This is a genomic window from Flavobacterium aquatile LMG 4008 = ATCC 11947 (assembly GCF_000757385.1).
Taxonomy (GTDB): domain Bacteria; phylum Bacteroidota; class Bacteroidia; order Flavobacteriales; family Flavobacteriaceae; genus Flavobacterium; species Flavobacterium aquatile.
On the sequence record NZ_JRHH01000001.1, the window covers coordinates 209,349 to 232,098 of the forward strand.

A 22,750-nucleotide genomic window follows, 5' to 3' on the forward strand; every position below is an offset into this window, starting at 1 on the left:
AAGCTTGCAACTATGAAATTAGTAAAATATATCGTGTTATTGGGTTTGGTTTCGTGTTCATCAACTACTAAAAAAGACACGTTGCTCTTTTCGTTTCCTAAAAGAGTTAAAGAAGTTTCGGGTATTAAAACTACTGCTAATTCTAATTTAATTTGGACTATTCAAGACAGTGGTAATCCTAACGAAATTTATGGTATTGATCAAAAAGGTTCGGTTTCTAAAACCATTTCTGTGTCAAATGCAGAAAATATCGATTGGGAAGACATCACTTCAGACAACGAAGGAAATTTATACATTGGCGATTTTGGTAACAATAACAACGAACGAAAAGATTTAGCTATTTATAAAATAAGCAGTAAAAATTTGGAACAATCCGAAGTAGAGTCGGAGTATAAAATCATGTTTTCTTATCCAGAGCAAACCGATTTTCCGCCCAAAAAGAAAGAGCTATTTTACGACTGTGAAGGTTTTTTTGAAATGAACAATCACTTTTATTTATTTACAAAAAATAGAAGTAAAGGTTTTGACGGGACAACTTTTGTGTATAAAATTCCGAATACTCCCGGAAATCACCAGGCGGTTTTACTTGGAAAATTTAAAACCTGTAGCGAATACAACACGTGCGTAATTACTAGTGCAGCTATAAGTCAAGACCTGAAAAAAGTAGTGATTTTAAGTCATGATGCAATTTGGCTTTTCGAAAATTTCACCGATGATAATTTCCTTAACGGAAAGGCAACAGCTTTGCAATTAGATAATTTTTCTCAAAAGGAAGCTATTTGTTTTAAAGACAACAACACGCTTTATATTGCAGACGAAAAGACCAAAAAAATTGGTGGAAATTTATATGAATATACTATTTCAAGTTTAAAACCCAAACCCTAGTCCAAAGGCGACTCTCGCTTTGTCGGTATCAGTTAAGTTTTTAAAATAGGTAATTCTTGCTGTTAAAACGTTCAGTCCGTTCAGCCATATTCCGCCGCCAACCGATTGATGCCATTTGTTGGATTTTTCACCATCTAGCCAAACTCTACCATAATCATAACCGCCAATAAATCCGTAACTCATTGGTACTAAACTTCCTTTAATTTTGCCAACACTAATACGTAAATCACTACTTTGAAAAAACGATTGGTTTCCTAGAAAGCGTTCGTTTCTAAATCCTCTCAAGTCAGTATCTCCGCCCAAAGTAGCACCTTGGTAGAACTCGAAATTATTGTTTAAAATTGATTTTCCTTTTAATAATGTGGCTAAAACAAAACGACCGTTGGCGTCAATTTTGTGATTGAAATTAAGTTTTGCTTCCAATGTTGGAAAGTTTCTTTTAATTTGAGTCAAATTGGTTTTCCAGCTTCCAGCAATAGCAAAACCCATTCCCATAGTTGGATTGGATTTATTGTCATAGTTTTCATAACCATATTGCAATTTTATTTCAGCAAATTGTTGGTATTCAAATACTTTAGGATTAATGCTGTTGGGGATGTTTATAAATCGATCATTTGTTTCTTCAACTTCAATGTTTTCCAATATAGGTTGAATAATGATTTCACTTCCAAATCGACCTAGTTTTCTCAAAATTGGTGAAACTTTGAACATTTGAATTCGAACTCTATTGTAATCCATTCCAAATTCACGATCATCGTTTACGGTTTCGTTTCCGTAACCAAAATAATTCTGAGCAAAATTTGGACTTGTAAATCGTGATTCCAATTCGAAATCCCATTTGCCAAATAATTTAGGGAATTTAGCATCGTATGTAATTTCGAAACCGTTGGTAGCAAAGTAATAATTGGCTCTAAAACTGTGCTTTTGCGTGTATGGATTTTGTTTAAAACCGTTTACGGTGTAATTTATAACAGCACCAATTTTAATTTCATCATCTGGATTAAATCCAATTCCTGGTAAACCTGTCCAAGCGTTGAACTTTGGTTTTTTATAGTTGTATAAATTTACATCATAATCATCGGTAATGACTTTTCTAGATGCACCATCGATTTCAAAGGTGTTTTCCTTCGATTTAAAATCATAAATAATTACGTTTCTACCATTTTCAACTTTGTAATTATCGTGATTTTGTCCGCCAATTAATCGTATTTTTATCTTAGATTTTTCACTACCAACTACTTCATAAACATCATCATCATCCAATCCATAAATCCAAACTTCATTGGTTTCATTTTCAAAAATAGTTTTCTTTAAAATAATTTCTTCACCAGATTTTTTAAGTCTAATAGTTTGAATTTCAATTTGTTTCGGAGTAAATTTTGAAATTATAAATTTCTCTTTTTTATTGGTTCCTACTATTACAATGGTTTTTTGAAGCACTTTGTAATAAGCCGAAGCATATTTTTCTAAATTTGATTTTCTAGTTTTTAGTTTATACTTGATGCTTTCAATGGTTTTGTCTTGAACTTCAATTGGCAGTTGTTTAAAAGCATCAGCAATGGCATCATTTGATAAATTTTCTTGTATAAATTTGGCTTGAGCAATCCAATCTTGCTTCGTTGACGATTTCAAAAAGGCTAAGTCTAAAGCATAAGGTTCGCGATTAAACCATTTTACGTTTGCTATTTTATGATTGAATGTTTGCATGTGACGCAAATCGGGAATATTCATTGCTATTGCCAAAAAAGCACCGTCATATTTTGTAAAAGCTTGATCTCTATCACGCGGAATTGGTTTGTAAATAATTTTATCATTTACTTTATATTCACCCCAACGCCATTGGTCGGAATGTCTGTCCCAATCACCAATAAGCATATCAAAAAGACGTGCTTTTATGTATTCTTTTTCGTCTATAGCATATTTTTCGTCACTATTTAGATTTTTTAAAACATCATCGGTCCCAACAATTGCATCAGGTTTTCCGAAAGATTCTAAATCTTTTTGACTGTCTGAAGGTCGTTCTTCTACCAAATATAATTCGTCGCCAAAATCATTATTGAAAAGTTTTAGATCTTTATGTTTTGGTATGTAATATAGTTTTGGATTGGAGTGACTTACGCCAATTTTATCTGCTAATAATCCTACAGCAAAAGGCGTGTAAGGATGCGATGTTGTGTAAAAGTCCAATAAAAAATCTTCGGCGTAGGTGTTTTTAAATTCTTTTTCTACATATTGATCTTTAAAAGCAACCGATTGTAAAAATCGTGAAGCACTTTTCTTTATGGCACGCATTACATATTCTTTACCATTCTTATCTTTCAATCGAAGTGAGTTTGATTGGTGTCCGCCACCGGCTTGAACAGGTTGTAATCCGCCAAAGAGCATGTCTAAAGTTACCGTTTTGGCTTCTATTGGCAAACTGTAATAATCTTTGTAATGTTTTCCTAAAAACCAATTGTGAAACCATGTTTTGGTTGTCATTTCTTTGGTGTAAACCGATGTCGTTGTTTTAGACGGAAATGAACTTTTGTAAGTAACTTCAAGTTTTTCTATCGTTTTATTAATAGATTTTTGCCATATAAGTTCTTTTTTGCCTTTGTCAGTTCCGTAAAAAGATAAAATTTGCTCACCATTTTTTAGAACATCAATGGTGACATATCCGTTTCTTCCATACGAAAAATCGTTTCTATTGACTGCTTTTGCGGCTTCAGTTTTTGAGCCAGAACCACTAATTACCTGTGTAATGTTTTCTTTGTCAATATATTGTAGATTATGGTCGTGGCCAGAAACTACAATGACATTATCTTGGCCTTGTAGTAGCGCTTTAATTCTTTTACTATAAATGGTATAATGTTTATTTTGAATGTCTTGCGGATTTGCACCAGAAGTTTTGCGGAGTAAATTGATAAACGAACCAATTACAGGTAAAGGAAAATTGATTTCTAGAGGAAACAATTGTTTTATTAAAGAAGTTTGTCCGCCATGGGTTCCATTGCTTAGTATCGGATGATGAGTTGCAATGATTTTAATTTTGTCTTGATTTTTGTTTAAAATATCTTCTAATTCAACAAAAAAATCTTCTTTAGTTTTTATGTCACAATCATCATTTATTCTTGGATGTTTGTTCCAATCTTCAAGAAACCACTCGCTATCTATGGTAATTAAAACTATATTTTTACTGATTTTAACATCTTCAATGGCGCAATTCTTTCTAGGTAAAAATGCTTTTTTATCGTTTAGATAGGTTGTTACAAATTTAGATTGTGCTTCTAATCCATCCAAACCATTATACCAATCGTGATTTCCAGGAATAAAAATTGTTTTCCCTTTAAAATTAGTGGTTGCTTTTAATTGGTTGGAGATTTTAATTTCGGCATCAGCATAGTTTGAATCCGATTTTTTAGCTGGCATTCCTTTAGGGTAAATGTTATCGCCTAAAAAAAGTAGGGTAGTATTAGTATTAGCCGATTGTAAGTCGTTATTTAAAATTGAAAGTGTAGATTGTGTATTTTGTTCATCTGCATTTCCGGCGTCACCAATTAAGTAAAAAGAATGTTCTATTGAAGAAGTGTCTATCTCATTTTTGGTGAATTGTGAGGAGTTGTTTTTTCCAAATTGTTGATTGTGCGTGGCACAAGATTGGGATAAAACAACTACAACAAGTAATTGAACATAAATTATATTTTTTAATTTTATTGAATTTACCCAAAACATTTTCATAATTTAGTGTTTTAAAAATTAACTTATGAATATCATAGAACAAGCCGAAGATTTCGTCTATAAACTTCTCAAAGATAAACTTTCTAATTCGTTTTTGTACCATAATTTTAGTCATACTTTATCTGTTGTAAATGCAGTAAAAGAAGCACTAGATTCACAGATGAGTGATGCAAAAGAAAAAGAAGTACTTCTTTTAGCTGCTTGGTTTCACGATACAGGTTATTGTGAAGGTGCTAATGATCATGAAGAAAGAAGCGCAAAAATTGCTGGCAAATTTCTTTCTGAACAAGGATATGATTCTAATTATATCTTGGAAGTTTCCAATTTGATTTTGGTTACTAAAATGGATTTTATTCCAAAAACTAGCAACGAGATGATAATTAAAGATGCTGATTATTATCATTTTACCTCAAAAGAATATATTTCAAATAGCGAATTACTTCGCAAAGAATGGGAAATAACACAAAAGAAAGTTTTTACCGATTTAGAATGGTTGAATTCCAACTTAGATATGCTGAAAAATAAGCATAATTATTATTCGTCTTATGCTTTGTCACATTGGCAACCAAAGAAAGAAAAAAATATTTCAAAAATCGTAAAACAAATAAACAAACTCACTTTGGGAAATAACGAAATAATAGATAGTGAAAGCAAGAAAAAAGCAAAGGAAGAACGAGCTGAAAAGAGTGTTGACACCATGTTTAAAATCACGCTTACAAATCACATTCGATTGAGTGAAATTGCTGATAGTAAAGCCAATATTTTACTTTCGGTTAATGCAATTATCATCTCGATTGCCTTGTCTACATTGATTCCCAAACTCGATAGTCCAAGTAACGTGCATCTTATTGGCCCAACTTTTGTGATGATATTATTTAGTGTAATTTCTATAATTTTTGCTATTTTATCTACAAAACCAAAAGTTACATCTGGAAAATTTACTAGAAAAGATATTGAAGATAGAAAAGTAAACTTGTTGTTTTTTGGTAATTTTTTTAAAATGCCGTACGAAGAGTTTGAATGGGCAATGAAAGAAATGATAAACGATAAACAGTATTTACATAATTCTATGATTAAAGATTTGTATTATCTAGGATTAGTTCTAGAGCGAAAATACCGATTATTACGAATTACTTACAATATTTTTATGATAGGAATTATTGTGTCAGTAATATCATTTGTAATTGCTTTCAAATCATTTAATCCGTAATAAATTGTATTAATTTTCAGAATTTATTACTTTTACTCTTATACCTTTTAGTCCAGAAACACCTTGTAAATCTTCAATTTCAAATTGCTCGATTTCGTTTTCTATGATGTTTTTAAATTGTAAATATTTGATATAATTTAAATATTCGGCTTCTTCGTGTTTGTGAGAATAGACAATAGTTATTTTTTCTTTTTCGGTGATCCTAGTGTCCGTATTTTTAATATGTGCTTTGTCAATTCGTTTTTTGACTACCTCATATCTTGCGTTGTAAGCTCCATCAACATCAAATCGTTTTTCGTCCATTCTAAATCTAATAGTTATAGGAGAACTAAAAACCAGAATTAAAGAAGATACATCAAGACTATAAGGCAATTCTTTTTTTAGTTTATGATGTTCCAATTCCATCTCACAAAGCGTTTGTAACTGCCATAATCTTAAGTTGTTAAGATACATTTTTTCAAACTTTTTTGTTGGATCAATCGATGCACCAATATATAAATTGTGTTCGACCCCATCAGTTTTAAATCGTTCGTAGTAATGCGGAAAAATTTGTTGCGCATCAATTTGTTTTTCGTCTAAAATAGAAGCTAATTTTTTATTAATTATAGATAAGGAATTGTCGAATTTTTTTCGTGAATGATAAAACATTCCGGTTATTTCGTCAATTTTTTTAAAGTATTTGTTGGTTAAAAGTTGCGTGTCTTCATCAAGATTGGCATTCCTAATTATAGGATGAATTTCTTGTTCAACATAATTTTGAATTTGTTGCTCGGTATCGGCTCGTAAAGGTTGTTCAATTTCATCAATATAGTTTTGTAATTCAAACTTTTTTTGTTCGAGAAGCACTAAATTAGAATGAGAATTTAATTTTTCAATTATGGTTAAAAGTGTCGTTAACTGATTTTTTAAATCTTCTTTTACCGTTAAATTTCGATGTTCAGACGAACCTTTTATATCTATTCCGCCAAATAGCGGATAGACTTCTTTAAAAACAATTTCTTTAAAACTATAGTCTTTAGAATTACCAAAGGTTTCTAAGTATTTTTTAGCTTCTTTAGTAAATTTCCAATAGACACTTGGGTGAATTGCAGTATATTCTTTTTGTACCACAGCTTCGACTTGATTTTCTAATTCAATATTATAGCGATCAATTGTATCAATTAAAAATGGCAATATTAAACTTAACTTATTGGCATTTAAGCTGTTTAAAACTTTAGGTTTTTCTGATGCTAATTCTATGATTCCCATTAGTTTATCGTTTTTAACAATTGGGTAAAGAATACAACTCTGAATGTTTTGCTTTAATAAATGATTTCCTAAAAGTTTGTTTTCTTTTTGTTGTATAAAATGAGCAACATTTGAAATAGTAAACGGCTCTTTGTTCTCTATTATTGTTTGATAAAAGCACTGAATCATTGCATCGTCAGAGGAAACTTCATTGTTACAGTCTAAAATAAAACTGGGAATGTCGTTCGACTCGTAAGGAGTGTGAATTAACTTTTTTTCAAGTTCATTATAAACGGTAAATCCAACTTTTAAATCGGGAATTTTATAAATAGAACGAAATATATCTTCAAAATTTTTACTAGATTTATCCTTTTTAGTATCCGATTTTAATAAGTCGCCTTTCAATATAGAAACGGCACTTTCGATCGTTGCATCAAATAATTGTACAATACTAAAACCTTTCATTAGCCAACTTTGCTCTGGAAAATAAGTTTTCCAAAGTTCTATATTCTCATAACTATCAATTAAAATATCAATGTCATTTTGTGAAATTGGCAATGCTTTTTCTGTTGGAATTATTTCAACAAAATCGGCATTGTAAAGAATTCGATAGTGTTTTATAATGCCGTTTGCATCGGGAATATCATAAAATAGAGGACTGTTAAAATCAATATTTTGCTTGTAATAAAAGTTTAAAATTAAACAACAACTCATGATATAAAATTGATCGTTGTTAAAGTCTCTAAAATTGGCGTCAAATGTTACTCCAGCATCATTTAGTATTTTCTTAAAGCGTTCAGAATAATTGAAAGTAAAATTTTGAAACGGAATAGAAACTGCTTTTATCTCATTGTTTGTTAATGCTGTTGGAAATAAATCGGCTAATAAATACTTTATTAAAGTTTCATTTTTTTCTATTACTGATAAATCGTTTATACCTGTTCTAAACTCAGGAATTGGTTCAATTTGCTTCAATAAACCTTTGGCATAGTTGGATCTGTAGTCAACGTCTGACAGAGCAATTTCTTCTAAACTCTCGATAAGTTTATGAAATGAAATTTGAATTTGAAATGGACTTTCTCCAGATAATGTTGCCGCCATTTTGCTAATAATTAAATATTAGTACAAACTTAAAATGTGGTTTGCTTTTTTAAATCAATAATTGTTTGCGTCGGATTTTCTGCCTTGAAAACATAATTTCCTGCAACCAATACATCAGCCCCAGCTTCAACCAATTGCGTTGCATTTTTATTAGTAACGCCACCATCAATTTCGATAATTGTCGAAGCGTTATTTCTAATAATGATTTCTTTTAAATCTTTGATTTTTTTGTACGTGTTCTCAATAAATGATTGACCTCCAAAACCAGGATTGACACTCATGATACAAACCATATCAATATCGTTAATGATGTCTTCTAATAAACTCACATTAGTATGCGGATTTAATGCCACTCCAGCTTTCATACCTTCGGCTTTAATAGCTTGTAGCGTTCTGTGCAAATGCGTGCATGCTTCGTAGTGAACGGTTAAAATATTTGAACCTAATTGAGCAAATGTTTTAATATATCTATCAGGATCAACAATCATTAAGTGCACGTCAATTGTTTTTGTAGCATGTTTAGTAATTGCTTCAAGAACTGGCATTCCAAAGGAAATATTCGGAACAAAAACGCCATCCATAATGTCAATATGAAACCAATCGGCTTCAGAATTGTTGATCATTTCGATGTCGCGTTGTAAGTTGGCAAAATCAGCAGCAAGAACTGAAGGTGCAATAAGTGTATTTTTCATTTTGTAGTTTGTGTATTGTTTTTTTGCAAAGATAATTATAAAAAAATAAAACTCCGGTAATCAGCCGGAGTTTCAATCATCAATCAAAAAACGAACAGTTTTGAAACTGTTGTTGTGTTTATAGGATTAACCTAAATATGTTTTCAAGATTTTACTTCTTGAGGTATGTTTTAATCTGCGGATTGCTTTTTCTTTAATTTGACGAACTCTTTCACGAGTTAAGTCAAACGTTTCTCCAATTTCCTCTAATGTCATTGGATGTTGATCTCCTAAACCAAAATACAAGCGAACAACATCTGCTTCTCTTGGTGTAAGAGTTTCTAACGAGCGCTCAATTTCTGTACGTAACGATTCGTGAATTAATTCTCTATCAGGATTTGGCGATTCACCAGAACGTAAAACGTCGTATAGATTAGAATCTTCTCCTTCAACTAAAGGTGCATCCATTGATAAGTGACGACCAGAATTTTTCATAGATTCTTTTACGTCATTTACTGTCATGTCTAGTTCTTTTGCAATTTCTTCAGCAGAAGGTGGTCTTTCATTAGATTGCTCTAATAAAGCGTACATTTTGTTGATTTTATTGATAGAACCAATTTTATTTAATGGCAAACGAACGATACGAGATTGTTCTGCCAAAGCTTGAAGTATCGATTGACGAATCCACCAAACTGCATAAGAAATGAATTTGAAACCACGAGTTTCATCAAATCGTTGTGCTGCTTTAATTAAACCTAAGTTTCCTTCGTTAATTAAATCGGGTAATGTAAGTCCTTGATTTTGGTATTGTTTTGCAACAGAAACCACGAAACGTAAATTAGCTTTTGTTAATTTTTCTAACGCACGTTGGTCACCGGCTTTAATTTTTTGAGCTAATTCTACTTCCTCATCGGCAGTAATCAAATCAACTTTTCCAATTTCTTGTAGGTATTTGTCTAAAGAAGCAGTTTCACGATTAGTTACCTGCTTGGTGATTTTGAGTTGTCTCATGTATTCTTTTCTCCTTTAATTTAAAGCGTTCAAGTAGTTATACGTTATGAAACCCAAAAAAGTTACAAAAAAATATTTTTTTTTTAGTTTACTTCAAAAGTATCCGATATAGAAACAGGTTCTCCGTCTTTCGTAAATCCTTCAATAATTATTTCAAATGTACCTTTTACATCAGATGTATAAAATGAAATTGTTTTATTTATATCATATTCTGGAAGCCATAAAAGTTGGTGTCTGTAATCGGGAATTCTGGTATTACTTTGTTTAGAATAATCTGGCGAATAATATTCTTTTTTAGAATTTGTTAGAATTTGATTACTTTTTACTATAAAACTCCCACTTAGTTTTGAATCATAATCATGATTTTTAGAAATTATACTTACCATACCGTTGTAAATATTTGGACCATAATAATATCCGCCTTTAATAGTGCTTATTTTGTAAATAGAGTCCATTTTTAAATCTATAAGTTCATTTGCATCTTGAATTAGTAATCCGTCAATTAGCAATAAAGTTGGTGCTTCAATTTCTGTCTTTTTGTCAAAATCTCTAACTCCAATTTTGTATTGATTTTCGTTTTCTGTATAATATACTTCTTTTAAAACTTCTGTTATAGTTTCTTTAAATGTTGGAAATCTATTGTAATCGTCTAGAATATAGTCTTTTTCTATTGGGTTGTAAAATAATTTTGAATTTGATATTTTTACAATGCTATCTTTCTTATTGTTAAAATAGGCGTTTTCTATTTGAGTTGCAATTGCTCTTTCCTTAATAGATTGAATCATGCTTTTATCTAAAGATAGGCTAGTAGTTGTGGCTGAATTTATTTCTATATTTTTATTGGTGTTAATCGAAATTTCGTACTCTTTTCTATTAGGATTGATTACTTGAATGGTGAAATTTGGATTAGTATATTCTTTATCAATTGTAAAAAAGAATTTGCCTAATGAATTTGTTTTCACTATTTTAAATAAAAAATCTTCTCCAGGAATAGAAAGTCCGACTGATATTTCATTAACAGTATTTTGATTGTTTTTTGTTGTTACGGTTCCAGAAATTATTTCTCCTCTAAATTCGGGTAAAAAAGAGGTGTAAATAATTTCAGAATTTGTATTTAAATTTGAAAAAGTAATTGAATTATCTTGCTTTTGTGTAGTAAAGGCATCAATTTTATTTACAGAAACCGAGTAGTTTCCATCTGTTATTTGTGATAATGAGTTTAATTTATAGCTTACTAATTCTCTTTGAGAGTAATTTTTCTTTGAAGTAATAATTGTGCTTGTGGTTGTTTTATTGTTTTTAGATTGATTAACAATTGTAGTTGTTGTTTCTAAAGGTTTACTAATTATGTTTTTAGATTCTTCTTGAAATGGATTTACAATGGTTATATTTTTTGTAAAATACTTGTCTTTTCTTTTGTTAAGCGTCCAGTTTGTATAACCTATAAGTTTATAATTTCCTGAATTTAAAGAACTCGGAATAAAAATATCTCCATAACCTGTGCCATTTTTTAGAGCCATTTTTTGTTCGGCAACAACTTTATCGTCAGATGTTAAGAGTTTAATATGTGCAATTTTACTAATTTCACTTGGCTTAAAGTTTTCTGAATTTAAGCAATATAATTGATAATATAAAGTTTCGCCAGTTACAAATGCGTCATTATTAGAATGAACATAAATGGTTTCTGATGTAGAAATTTTTATATTTTTTTCAATAGTGGAGGTGTTGCTTTTTTGAGCATAAAGCAAGGTTGAATTAATTAATATAATTAATAACAATGAAAGTTGTTTTAGTCTATCCAAAATGTAGGTCTTATGTTAGATGAAAAAGTTGTACAATCGCCACAAGGTGACAATACATATTTGTAAATTATAGATGGTGATGGTGGAATAGGATGTTCTACAAAAGTAAATTGGTTGTTTATTACATAACCATTTAGTCTTTCGCCATCGCATCCAGCATTAGGATCAAAACAATAATCAAACTCCTGGATAGTGCAATCTACAAAATACGGAGGTTGTAATTCTCCTGGAAATAATTCTTCGTAATTAAAAAATATTCTTTTTGACGATACAGATGCCACTTCAAAAAAGCCAATAACCTTTTCATTTTGATTGGTATCAGATTTAATATTACCTAATAAAAAACCAGGTTGATTTGGCGATAATATGTCGCCACCAGAAGCAGATAATTCTTTTAATGTAGTGAAATAAGTGAAGGCTTCAAGATTTTGAATGTATTGTTTTACATTAATAGAATAGCGTTCTCCAATAGTGTAATCGCTATCTGCAATAAATCGTAAAGGAAAATTAATTACTCTATCTTCTATCAAATTGTTGGTCGAAGTTAAATAAAGATTTTTACTTTTTTCTGTTGAATAACATATTCTTGCTTCTGTAACTCTAGGGAAAAGTTCGATATATGGATGGCCAACCGCATTGTCAAGATCAGGATTTACAACTGCATATTCAGATTTCCATTCTGGCGCAGTTACTTTTGAAGTTTCTTCATATTCATAGCGATAATATTTAGAGGTATTTGTTGGGTCAAAACTATTAATAGCTATCTCCACACCTCTAATTCCGTCATTATTAGTTACTACAGAAGCTATAACACTTTCTATGTCGGTTTGAGTGGTTAGCTTTTGTTTAGTTGAACTGTATGATTTTCCATCGCTTGTTGTTACATGTAATTCATATTCTTTATTAGCAACAGCCTGAAATTCTGCGGTTGAAACATATTTATCAGTTTCATATTCAAAGTTGTATTGGTTTCCATCAGAATCTTGTACAAATACATCTGCATCGCTAATTAAAGCATCTTCATTGTCTTCTCCAGATCTATAAGTTTTAGAAATTTTTACTTCTTGTTTTTTTAATTCATTACTTACAGTTGCTTCAATTACAATTATTTCTTCAAAATTTGAATTTTGTAATTGATACGGATCAACACAACTAACAAGACTAAAGAAGAGTCCAATTAATATTAATAATTTATTATTTACTACCTTTTTCATAGATGCTAAAATTTAAAATTGTAAGTAATTGTTGGAACTGGCATAGCAAAAATTGAAGTTTTATAAGCTTTAATTTGTCCGTCAGTAGTTACAAAAAATACAGAATATGGGTTGTTTCTTCCTAATATATTGTAGATAGAAAAGTTCCAAAAACTATGTGCGAGTTTTTTCAATTTGTGATTACCTTCTACATTAATACCAATATCTAATCTAAAATAATCGGGTATTCTAAATTTATTTCTATCGCTATATAATGTGTATTCTGCGCCGCCATATTCGTAAGTTCCAATAGGATAAGTTATTGGTCGTCCAGTTTGGTATACAAAATTAGACGATAAACTATAGCGTTGTGTGAATTTATAGTTTAAAACAACGCTTATATCATGAGGCTTATCAAAGTTAGCAGGAAAATATTCTCCGTTATTTACTTTTTCCTCGTTAAATTGACTGTCAAGTTTAATAAACGTTCTTGAATAGGTATAACCAATCCAACCGTTTAATTTACCTGCAGATTTTTTTATTAAAAATTCAACTCCATACGCTTTTCCGTCGCCTTGCAATAACTCAGTTTCTATATTCTCGTTAAGTAAAATTTGAGCTGCTACTTTATAGTCTAAAAAGTTTTTAGATTTTTTATAATATCCTTCAATGCTAAATTCTAAATCGGGATTAGAAATGTTTTTAAATATTCCGAATGAAAATTGTTGTGCAGCTTGAGGTTTTACATTTAAATCAGATAATTTCCAGGTGTCTGTTGGAGACTGCGTTGTGTTGCTTGATAATAAATGAATGTATTGATAAGTTTTATCATAACTTGCCTTTATGGTTAAGTCATCCATTAAAAAGTAGCGTGCCGATATTCTTGGTTCTAATCCTCCGTATGATTTTATAACTTCATTTTTACCATAATTTTTTACTTCAATAACGGTTGCATCGTTTATTGGAACTCCAGCTTGATAAATTCTTTGTGATGATGCTCCAAGTGCAGAAAATCTAGAATATCTCAATCCAACATCAATAAGTAATTTGTCTGAAAACTTATAATTATCAGATGCGTAAACTGCCGATTCTATACCACGCTCTTTTTCTATATTGATAGGATTTAATATTGTTTCTCCGTTTTTTGGATCCAAATTTCCTGGATTAATTCCGTACAATTTGCTTGAAATTCCGTAACTAATTTTATGCTTTTCATTATATAAATAGCCCAATTTAAGTTGAAGTTGTGTGTCAGAAATTTTATATCCAAAATCAAACGATCTCGGATTATTAGCATCATATTCAATATTAAATTTGTATTCTGAATTTGTAAAAATCAATTCACCTTTACTTTTTTCATTAAAAGTATGATCCCATTTGGCGGTAAATAATCGGTTTGTATATTTAAATACTGAATCAGATGAAATGCTAAAGGCATCTTTGCTGTTGTAAAAAGTTGTTTCAACTTGATTTTTAGCATTAAATTTATGACTGTATTTAGCTATAATATCATAAAATGAAGCTTGACTATTTTTAAGTTGTTCGTCTTTTAGTGATTTTAAAATCCAATCTGAATAGGTTAGTCGTCCGCCAACAATTAAACTTGATTTTTCTTTTAAAATTGGAATTTCCAACGATAAATTACTTGTAACTGGTCCAATTCCAGCTTCGCCAGATAGTTTTTTGAGATTACCACTTTTTGTTGTAATGTCAAAAACAGATGAAAGTCTTCCTCCAAATTCTGCAGGAATACTTCCTTTGTAAACCATAGCTCGCTTTGTAGTAAATGGATTTACAGCAGAAAATAAACCAAAAAAATGTGATGGATTATAGATTAATCCGTTGTCTAAAAGAACTAAATTTTGATCTTCTTTTCCGCCTCTAACGCTATATCCAGACGCGCCTTCTCCAACATTTTTAATTCCTGGTAAAGCAGCTGCTACTCTAAAAATGTCTCGTTCGCCCAGAATTAGAGGTATTGTTTTTATTTTTTCTATCTCAATAACTGTAACACCTGTAACTGTCGATTTTATTTTTTCTGAAGCTTTAGAATTAATTATAACTTCATCCAATTCATTGATGTTTTCTTTAAGGTTTACATTGAGTTTTCCGTCATTATATAAAACTATTTTTTTTGTTGACTTTGTAAAAATTACTGATTCAAACTCCAAAACGCTTATTCCTGGTTCCAAATCAATGGTGTAAAATCCAGAATTGTCTGTAACTGTGTTTCTTTTGCTGTTTTTTACTTTTATGAAAAGATTTGAAATTCCTTCTCCAGTTTTTAAATTTTTTACAAAACCAGATAAAGTATATAGCTTTTTTGAATTCGATTTTGACTCTTTTCCAATAGAAAATTGGTCAATTTTTCTTTCACTAGATGTTGGCTTTATAGAGTCGTATTGTTTTAAATAGATTGGTTTTCGGGTGAAAATCTCTTCTTTTTTAACATTGGTTTCAGATGGAAGGTCAATTAAATTTTTTTCTAAATCACTTATTATACTAGTGTTTTTAGTTAAAATAACTTTCTCATCATATATAAAATAATTTAAATCGGTTTCGTCAAGAAGATCTGTTAAAATTGCATCAATAGACTTTTCTTGATAATTTTTAGTGATTTTTAATGTATCGTTAATCAGCCATTTCTCATCAAAATAGAATTTATAACCCGATTCTGTTTCTAATGTTTCTATACTATTTTTTAAAGTTGCATTATTGAGTTGCAGTGATGTCTTTTCTTTTGCTTGTTGTGCGAAAATACTAATGTTAAAAAGAAAAAGTAACAAGGTGAAAATAATTTTCCTCATGAATTAAATTTTATTGTAAACCGTTTATATAATTAAATAAATTTTTCATAAATGATGCTCTATCAGCTTCAAACGATTTATTGTTTTGTAGGAAAAAATTATTTATTTGTGTTTTTAACTCTGGAAATAGTTTTGTTATTGAATTTTTAGAATCTACTTTGTGAAAATTACTTTTGTAAAAGAGATAATATTCTTTTCTTAATTCATACTCATATATAACTTTGTTTTCTGCAAATATTTCTCTTTTGCTTTTTTTGTGCTTTACATAAAATTGAAATGAATTATTGGTTAAAACTTCTTCATAATAACCATTGACATTATCATTTTTTATTGCGTCATTATAATTTAAGTTTACAAATTTTTTCCCTTTAAAAATAAATGATTCGTTCCTTTTCTTAATCAGAATTAATGCATTTCTGTCCTTTTCGCTGTAAGGTTTAATTAATAAGGCGTCTTCAAATAAATCATAATTTATACAAATAGAATTGTAGTACTGATTGTCAAATAAAACTTCGCCAATTAGAAATTTTTCATCTTCAAAATAGCGATTAGTCTTTTTATTAGTTGGGTAAACATCGTTGAAAAGGCGTCCGTTATTAACGGCTAAATTGTGGTTTCCTATTTCTGAGTCATACCAATTTGATAATGAATTTTTTGTTTTTTCTTGACAAAATATTGTTTTAAAACATAAAAGAAGTAGGAGTGAAAATAAAGTTTTTTTTTGCATTTGGTATTTTTGGAAATGATTGATTTGGTGCTTTCAAAAATAGTATTAATTTACTTACAAATTTAAAATGTTTAAACTTTAACATTTAGGGATTTTTTAGGCAAAGAAAAACCCTAACTCAAAAATAAGTTAGGGTTTAATTATCTAGTAATTTTAATTACTATAATTTTTTAAATAAAAAGAAAACGTTTACTATTAAATTAGATAGCGATAAAAATGTTTTTAGAATTGAGGCAATAAGTGAAGGAGAGAAAAAGATGAATACGGCAATGCTTCATTTAATTGATAATGAAAGGGTTTTTGAAATGTCGACTAATTTAAAGAAAGGCGATAAAACTTCAATAACTATTATCAAAAATTAGATTAAAAATAAACCCCAATTCGATCACTTGAATTGGGGTTTTCGTCTTTTTATTCCGATTTTAAAATTTCTCCTTCAAATTCCATTTCCAAAAATGATTCTCTGTCAATCCAATATTCGGATGTAATTAATTCAAAATTGGAATTATCTGAAGTGTTTAATTCCCATATTATACTTTCAGCATCTGGAAATTCGGCTTCGGTTGTCATTGGTTCGTCAAATAATCTTCTGATAAGATTGCTGTCGTTCAAGCTGTTGTTAAACGCTTTTAAAATATCCGATTTTGATAAGGATTCCAATTCGTTATCTGAAATAGAAAATTTTATCAAACTCGCTTTTGCATTCGGAAAAGTTCCATTATAGGCTTTGTAAAGCAGTTGGTTTATCGAAAATAAATGTTTGTGCATATGAATTTCAGGATATTCCTCACACACTTTATCAATCAGCATATCATTTGAAATCTGATCAATCTGACCTTCATTTAAATCGTTACTTAATTTATATGTCAGCACTATTTTAGCTGCTTCTTTAGGTTCAAAATCACTAATAGCCATCTGCAACATTTCAAACAAATTTTCTGGATTCAACGATTTTCCATCTTCAAAACTAAATGCATCAAGCAATGCTACATAATCTTCGTTTGTCCAATAATTAGGAATTTCTTCAATGGAATAAATCGATTTAATTTGGATGTTCACTTTCATAAAAATTTATTTAATAATTATAAAGGTATTGATTATAAAAGCAAAACCCCAATTCATTCATTTGAATTGGGGTTTTTTTATGATTTGAAATAAATTATTCCGCTTTTGGAGTAATTTTATTTTCTTCTCTTGGAGGTCTTGGTAAAAGTGCTTTTCTAGAAACTTTTTCTTTTCTAGTTTTAGGATCAACTCCTAAATATTTCACCATAAACACGTCACCCATGTTTACAACATCGCCTACATTTTCTGTTCTTTCCCAAGCCAATTCAGATACGTGCAATAAAACTTCGTTTCCTGGAGCTGAAGTATATTCTACAACCGCACCAAAATCTAACATTTTAATTACTTTAACTTCATAAGCTTCTCCCATCGCTGGTTTGAAAATGATAGAGTCAATTTTAGCTAAAACTGCTGCAATTCCGTCTGGATCAGTACCAAGAATTTCAACAACTCCTTGTTCGTCAACTTCGTTAATAACAATTGTAGTTCCAGTTGCTTTTTGTAATTCTTGAATCACTTTTCCTCCAGGTCCGATTAACGCACCAATGAAAGCACCAGGAATAGTTCTCATGATAATTTTTGGAGCATGAACTTTCACATCTGCATTTGGTTTAGCCAATGTTTCAGTTAATTTCCCTAAGATATGTAAACGTCCGTCACGAGCTTGAGCTAACGCTTGCTCCATGATTTCATATTTCAATCCGTCAATTTTGATGTCCATTTGACACGCTGTAATTCCTTCTGAAGTTCCAGTTACTTTGAAATCCATATCACCTAAATGATCTTCATCACCTAAGATATCAGATAAAACAGCGAAACGTTCTCCATCAGTAATTAATCCCATTGCAATTCCAGAAACGGGACGAATCATTTGAACTCCAGCATCCATTAAAGCTAATGTTCCAGCACAAACTGTTGCCATAGAAGACGAGCCGTTAGATTCTAATACTTCAGAAACAATTCTGATGGTATACGGATTTTCAGCAGGAATCATGTTTTTTAAGGCACGTTGAGCCAAGTTTCCGTGACCAACTTCTCTTCTTGAAGTTCCTCTTAATGGACGAGCTTCTCCTGTTGAAAATGGTGGGAAATTATAGTGTAAATAGAATTTTTCTTCTCCTTGTTCAGATGGTGAATCAATTTGGTTTGCTTCTCTAGAAGTTCCTAAAGTTGCAGTAGCCAATGCTTGAGTTTCTCCACGTGTAAACAATGCCGAACCGTGAACTGATGGTAAATAATCTACTTCACACCAAATTGGTCTGATTTCAGTAGTTTTTCTTCCGTCAAGACGAGTACCTAAATCTAAAGTTACATTACGAACTGCTTCTTTATTGGTTTTGTAGAAATATTTAGAAACTAAATCTCCATTTTCTGCCAATTCTTCTTCAGTAAATAATGCTTTTACTTCTTCTTTTACAGCGTCAAATGCAGCCGAACGTTCGTGCTTAGCCGAACCTTTGCTCGCAATAGCATAGATTTTATCATAAGCCGCAGCTTTTACTTTAGCGTAAATAGCTTCGTCAGATTTTTCTGTTTCATATGTGCGAACTTCTTTTTTTCCAAATGCTTGCGCCAATCTTTCTTGAGCAGCAATCTGTACTTTAATATGTTCGTGAGCAAATTTAATTGCTTCTACCATTTCTTTTTCTGAAATTTCTTTCATTTCACCTTCTACCATTGCGATAGAATCTGTTGAAGCTCCAATCATCATGTCGATATCCGACAATTCTAATTGTGCACGAGACGGATTGATGATAAATTTACCATCAATTCTTCCAACTCTAGCTTCTGAAATTAATGTTTCAAATGGAATGTCAGACAATGCAAGTGCTGCCGAAGCTGCTAATCCTGCAAGTGCATCTGGCATAACTTCATCATCATGAGACATTAACTGAATCATAACTTGAACTTCTGCATGATAATCACTTGGGAAAAGCGGACGCAATACGCGGTCAACCAATCTCATTGTTAACACTTCGCTATCGCTTGGACGTGCTTCTCTTTTAAAGAAACCACCAGGAAAACGACCTGCTGCAGCAAATTTTTCTCTGTAATCTACCGTTAACGGTAAAAAGTCGATACCTGGACTTGCTTTTCTAGCGGAAACAACTGTACCTAATATTACAGTTTTTCCAATTCTTACTACTACAGAACCATCAGCTTGTTTTGCCAAACGTCCTGTCTCGATTGTGATGCTTCTGCCATCACCTAAATCGATGCTTTCTACAAATAATTGTGGAATCATAAATTAATTCTCTAAGTTAAACATGGGTTCTAGTTGTGTTGTTGTTTGTGTAGTTGTTGCCTAAAACCCAATGAAAAACTAAACTTTTTTCTATAAACGATGCAAAAAAAAAGAGGCGCGTGAGCACCTCTTTTTATGTATTACTTTCTAATACCTAATTCTTTAATTAACTCACGATATTTTACAACATCTTTCTTTTTTAAGTAGTCAAGAAGAGATCTTCTTTTACCTACTAAAAGAACTAATGAACGCTCAGTGTTATAATCGTGACGATTTTTTTTCAAGTGCTCTGTTAAGTGAGAGATTCTAAAAGTGAAAAGTGCTACTTGACCTTCTGTAGAACCTGTGTTTTCAGCTTTTCCTCCGTGTTTAGCGAAGATTTCAGCTTTTGTTTCTTTACTTAAATACATTCCAATATTATGTTAAATGATTATTATGTATGAAAAAGGATTTTCCTAATTCGTGTGCAAAGATAATTTTATTTTTCGAAAGAACAAGTGATATTTTGGAATTTGTGAAATTGCTTTTTACTATTCACTTGATAAGGTAAACGGAAGTAAATAAGAACATCGAACTTTTCTTCCTCTTTGAAGTGCAGGAATCCATTTGTCATAACTGAGTAAGACTCTGATTGCTTCCTCGTCAAGTCCATAACCTAGTCCTTTGATAATTTTTGGTTCAACTATTTTACCATCTTTGTCCACTATAAATTGAACAATAATTTTGCCGTTAATTTTTTGTCGTTTGGCGGCTATCGGATAGGAGAATTTTTTTGCAATAAAATCGTAAAAATGCTGCACACCTTTTTTAGGTTTCGGCCTTACTTCTAAAACGGTATATTCATTTTTAGTTCCGTCTTCCTCAGTACTTATTCCAGAAATTAATTTTCCGTCTGAGTAAATCTCTTCATATTGAAAAGCTTTTTTTAATGATTTACCATTCCATTTTCCATCACGGTAACCATTTTTATAATTTCCATTTTCATCGTAGTATTCATTTTTTGAATTGACAAAGCCATTTCCATTAATTACCGTTTTCTCACCGTTTTCATTCCAAAAATTTATCATTTTAAAATGTTTTTCTGTCGCGGATTTCTCGCTATTGAATTCGCCCTCCTCTTTTAGTTTTCCATCTTCATACCAAGTATAAGTTTTACCGTGTCTTGTTTTATTTTCGTATGAAACAGAACAGCTTTTATTACCATTTTCATAGTATTGTATTTCTTCACCAATTAAGTAACCACCATCTTTTTCTGATACTGTTTTCTCTTCTTTAAGTTTATTGCTTTTATAAAACAGTAAGTTTTTATATTCCGATTTCTCAAGGTAGTAATCCTTTATAACTTTAGTGTAGAACTTGTTTTCTTCATTAACTTCTTTATACAAGGAATCCAAATAAGTAATTTTGTCATTGGATTCTTGTGCAAATGCAACTTTAGAGATAATTAAAAATAGAAAGATGATTTTTTTCATGGTCAATAAATTATACCGCAACAACTCCTTTAATATGCGGATGCGGATCATAATCTTCTAAAGTAAAATCTTCAAAAGTGAAATCGAATATGTTTTTCACATTTGGATTTAATATCATTTTTGGAAGTGGTCTTGGTTCGCGTGATAATTGTAGTTCTACTTGCTCAAAATGATTGTTGTAAATATGGGCATCACCAAAGGTGTGAATGAATTCGCCAACTTGCAAATCACAAACTTGTGCAATCATCATTGTAAATAAAGCATAAGAAGCAATGTTAAATGGAACGCCAAGAAATATATCGGCACTTCGTTGGTACAATTGACACGATAATTTTCCATCTGCAACATAAAACTGGAAGAAAGCGTGACATGGAGGCAAAGCTACTTTTCCGTTTTCTATATTTTCTGCAAATGATTTTGATGTGTCTGGTAAAACCGATGGATTCCAAGCAGAAACTAACATTCGTCTGCTGTTTGGATTTGTTTTTAAAGTATCGATTAATTCAGTGATTTGATCTATTTCTTCACTATTCCAATTGCGCCATTGGTGACCATAAACCGGGCCTAAATCACCATTTTCATTCGCCCATTCGTCCCAAATTCTTACTCCGTTTTCTTTTAAGTAACCAATATTAGTATCGCCTTTTAAAAACCAAAGCAATTCGTAAACGATTGATTTTAGATGTAACTTTTTAGTTGTTACCATTGGAAAACCTTCTGCTAAATCAAAACGCATTTGGTAGCCAAAAACACTTTTGGTTCCGGTGCCAGTTCTGTCGCCTTTTTGAGTTCCGTTTTCTAAAACGTGTTTTACTAAGTCGTGGTATTGTTTCATGTCATTGCGAGGAACGAAGCAATCTTAAAATTGTATCGTTTTTTTAGTTATACTTTCTAAATAAATTCCCTTCGACTTTAGTTTATGCTGAGCGAAGTCGAAGTGCTCAGGGTGACAAATCTGTAATCTGCAAACTGCAATCTTTTTAAGATTCTCTTTTAGAAATTTCGTCTCTAATTCGTGCTGCTTTTTCATAGTCTTCTTCTTGAACTGCCATTTCTAGAAATTCATGAAGTTCTGATAAACTAAATTTATTGTATCCATCATTCGATTTTTGATCGTCAGATTCTAAGCCAAAAGTTTCTGGTGTAGATAAAACGCCGTCATCATCTGGATTTTGACCTTCTAATTCTGATGGATTGGCATTTAAATAAATTCCGGCTTTATCAAGAATGTTTTTATAAGTAAAAATTGGAGCAGAAAAACGCAATGCCAAAGCAATAGCATCTGAAGTTCTCGCATCAATTATTTCTTCAATTTTATCTCTTTCGCAAATAATACTTGAGTAGAAAACACCGTCAACTAATTTGTGAATAATAACTTGTTTTACGACGATGTCAAATCTATCGGCGAAACTTTTAAATAAATCGTGCGTTAATGGACGTGGCGGTTTTATTTCTTTTTCTAGAGCGATTGCAATAGATTGTGCTTCGAAAGCTCCAATTACTATGGGAAGTTTTCGTTCACCATCAACTTCGTTCAAAATCAATGCATAAGCACCATTTTGTGTTTGACTATAAGAGATTCCTTTTATTGTTAGTTTTACTAAACTCATATTA

General features: G+C 30.9%; 16 protein-coding genes. 2 read left to right on the forward strand and 14 right to left on the reverse strand.

What is annotated here, in order from left to right; genetic code table 11:
* Positions 1-12: 12 nt before the first annotated feature.
* Positions 13-885, forward strand: a complete 873-nt coding sequence (locus LG45_RS00930) for a hypothetical protein (RefSeq protein WP_035123510.1) — start codon at positions 13-15, stop codon at positions 883-885.
* On the opposite strand, the gene LG45_RS00935 is transcribed toward LG45_RS00930, so the two are convergent.
* Entirely contained in the window at positions 868-4,605 is a 3,738-nt protein-coding gene (locus tag LG45_RS00935) for a metallophosphoesterase (protein WP_035123512.1), read from the reverse strand. The two genes, LG45_RS00930 and LG45_RS00935, sit on opposite strands and share 18 nt — an antisense overlap.
* Positions 4,606-4,630: 25 nt before the next feature.
* Between LG45_RS00935 and LG45_RS00940 the strand changes: the two genes are divergently transcribed.
* Positions 4,631-5,815: a Pycsar system effector family protein gene (locus LG45_RS00940; RefSeq protein WP_035123514.1), complete on the forward strand. Its 1,185-nt coding sequence runs from the start codon at positions 4,631-4,633 to the stop codon at positions 5,813-5,815.
* A gap of 9 nt (positions 5,816-5,824) precedes the next feature.
* Here LG45_RS00940 and LG45_RS00945 read toward each other — a convergent pair whose 3' ends face one another.
* From LG45_RS00945 to LG45_RS01005, 13 genes are all read right to left on the reverse strand, one after another.
* Positions 5,825-8,143 carry a GAF domain-containing protein gene (locus LG45_RS00945; protein WP_035123516.1) on the reverse strand — a complete coding sequence of 773 codons (2,319 nt, stop codon included), beginning with the start codon at positions 8,141-8,143 and terminating at the stop codon, positions 5,825-5,827.
* Between the two features lie 29 nt (positions 8,144-8,172).
* On the reverse strand, positions 8,173-8,835 hold the full coding sequence (gene rpe / locus LG45_RS00950) for a ribulose-phosphate 3-epimerase (protein WP_035123518.1): 663 nt from the start codon (positions 8,833-8,835) through the stop codon (positions 8,173-8,175).
* A 126-nt stretch (positions 8,836-8,961) separates the two neighbouring features.
* Positions 8,962-9,825, reverse strand: a complete 864-nt coding sequence (locus LG45_RS00955) for a sigma-70 family RNA polymerase sigma factor (protein WP_026707723.1) — start codon at positions 9,823-9,825, stop codon at positions 8,962-8,964.
* Positions 9,826-9,908: 83 nt separating this feature from the next.
* Positions 9,909-11,603, reverse strand: a complete 1,695-nt coding sequence (locus tag LG45_RS00960; RefSeq protein WP_131494627.1) for a hypothetical protein — start codon at positions 11,601-11,603, stop codon at positions 9,909-9,911.
* A gap of 11 nt (positions 11,604-11,614) precedes the next feature.
* Complete coding sequence (locus LG45_RS00965) at positions 11,615-12,841, reverse strand: DUF4249 domain-containing protein (protein ID WP_035123523.1); 1,227 nt, start codon at positions 12,839-12,841, stop codon at positions 11,615-11,617.
* Positions 12,842-12,846: 5 nt separating this feature from the next.
* Positions 12,847-15,627, reverse strand: a complete 2,781-nt coding sequence (locus LG45_RS00970) for a TonB-dependent receptor (protein ID WP_035123525.1) — start codon at positions 15,625-15,627, stop codon at positions 12,847-12,849.
* 10 nt (positions 15,628-15,637) lie between these two features.
* Entirely contained in the window at positions 15,638-16,354 is a 717-nt protein-coding gene (locus LG45_RS00975; RefSeq protein ID WP_035123526.1) for a hypothetical protein, read from the reverse strand.
* Between the two features lie 411 nt (positions 16,355-16,765).
* Positions 16,766-17,419 (reverse strand): hypothetical protein, encoded by a 654-nt coding sequence (locus LG45_RS00980; RefSeq protein WP_035123527.1) that lies wholly within the window; start codon positions 17,417-17,419, stop codon positions 16,766-16,768.
* Between the two features lie 94 nt (positions 17,420-17,513).
* Entirely contained in the window at positions 17,514-19,664 is a 2,151-nt protein-coding gene (locus tag LG45_RS00985) for a polyribonucleotide nucleotidyltransferase (RefSeq protein WP_035123528.1), read from the reverse strand.
* A gap of 140 nt (positions 19,665-19,804) precedes the next feature.
* Positions 19,805-20,074, reverse strand: a complete 270-nt coding sequence (gene rpsO / locus LG45_RS00990) for a 30S ribosomal protein S15 (protein ID WP_035123529.1) — start codon at positions 20,072-20,074, stop codon at positions 19,805-19,807.
* A 120-nt stretch (positions 20,075-20,194) separates the two neighbouring features.
* Positions 20,195-21,136: an energy transducer TonB gene (locus LG45_RS00995; protein WP_035123530.1), complete on the reverse strand. Its 942-nt coding sequence runs from the start codon at positions 21,134-21,136 to the stop codon at positions 20,195-20,197.
* 10 nt (positions 21,137-21,146) lie between these two features.
* Positions 21,147-21,971 (reverse strand): thymidylate synthase, encoded by an 825-nt coding sequence (locus tag LG45_RS01000; protein WP_035123533.1) that lies wholly within the window; start codon positions 21,969-21,971, stop codon positions 21,147-21,149.
* Positions 21,972-22,116: 145 nt separating this feature from the next.
* Complete coding sequence (locus LG45_RS01005; RefSeq protein WP_035123535.1) at positions 22,117-22,746, reverse strand: bifunctional nuclease family protein; 630 nt, start codon at positions 22,744-22,746, stop codon at positions 22,117-22,119.
* Between the last annotated feature and the right edge of the window lie 4 nt (positions 22,747-22,750).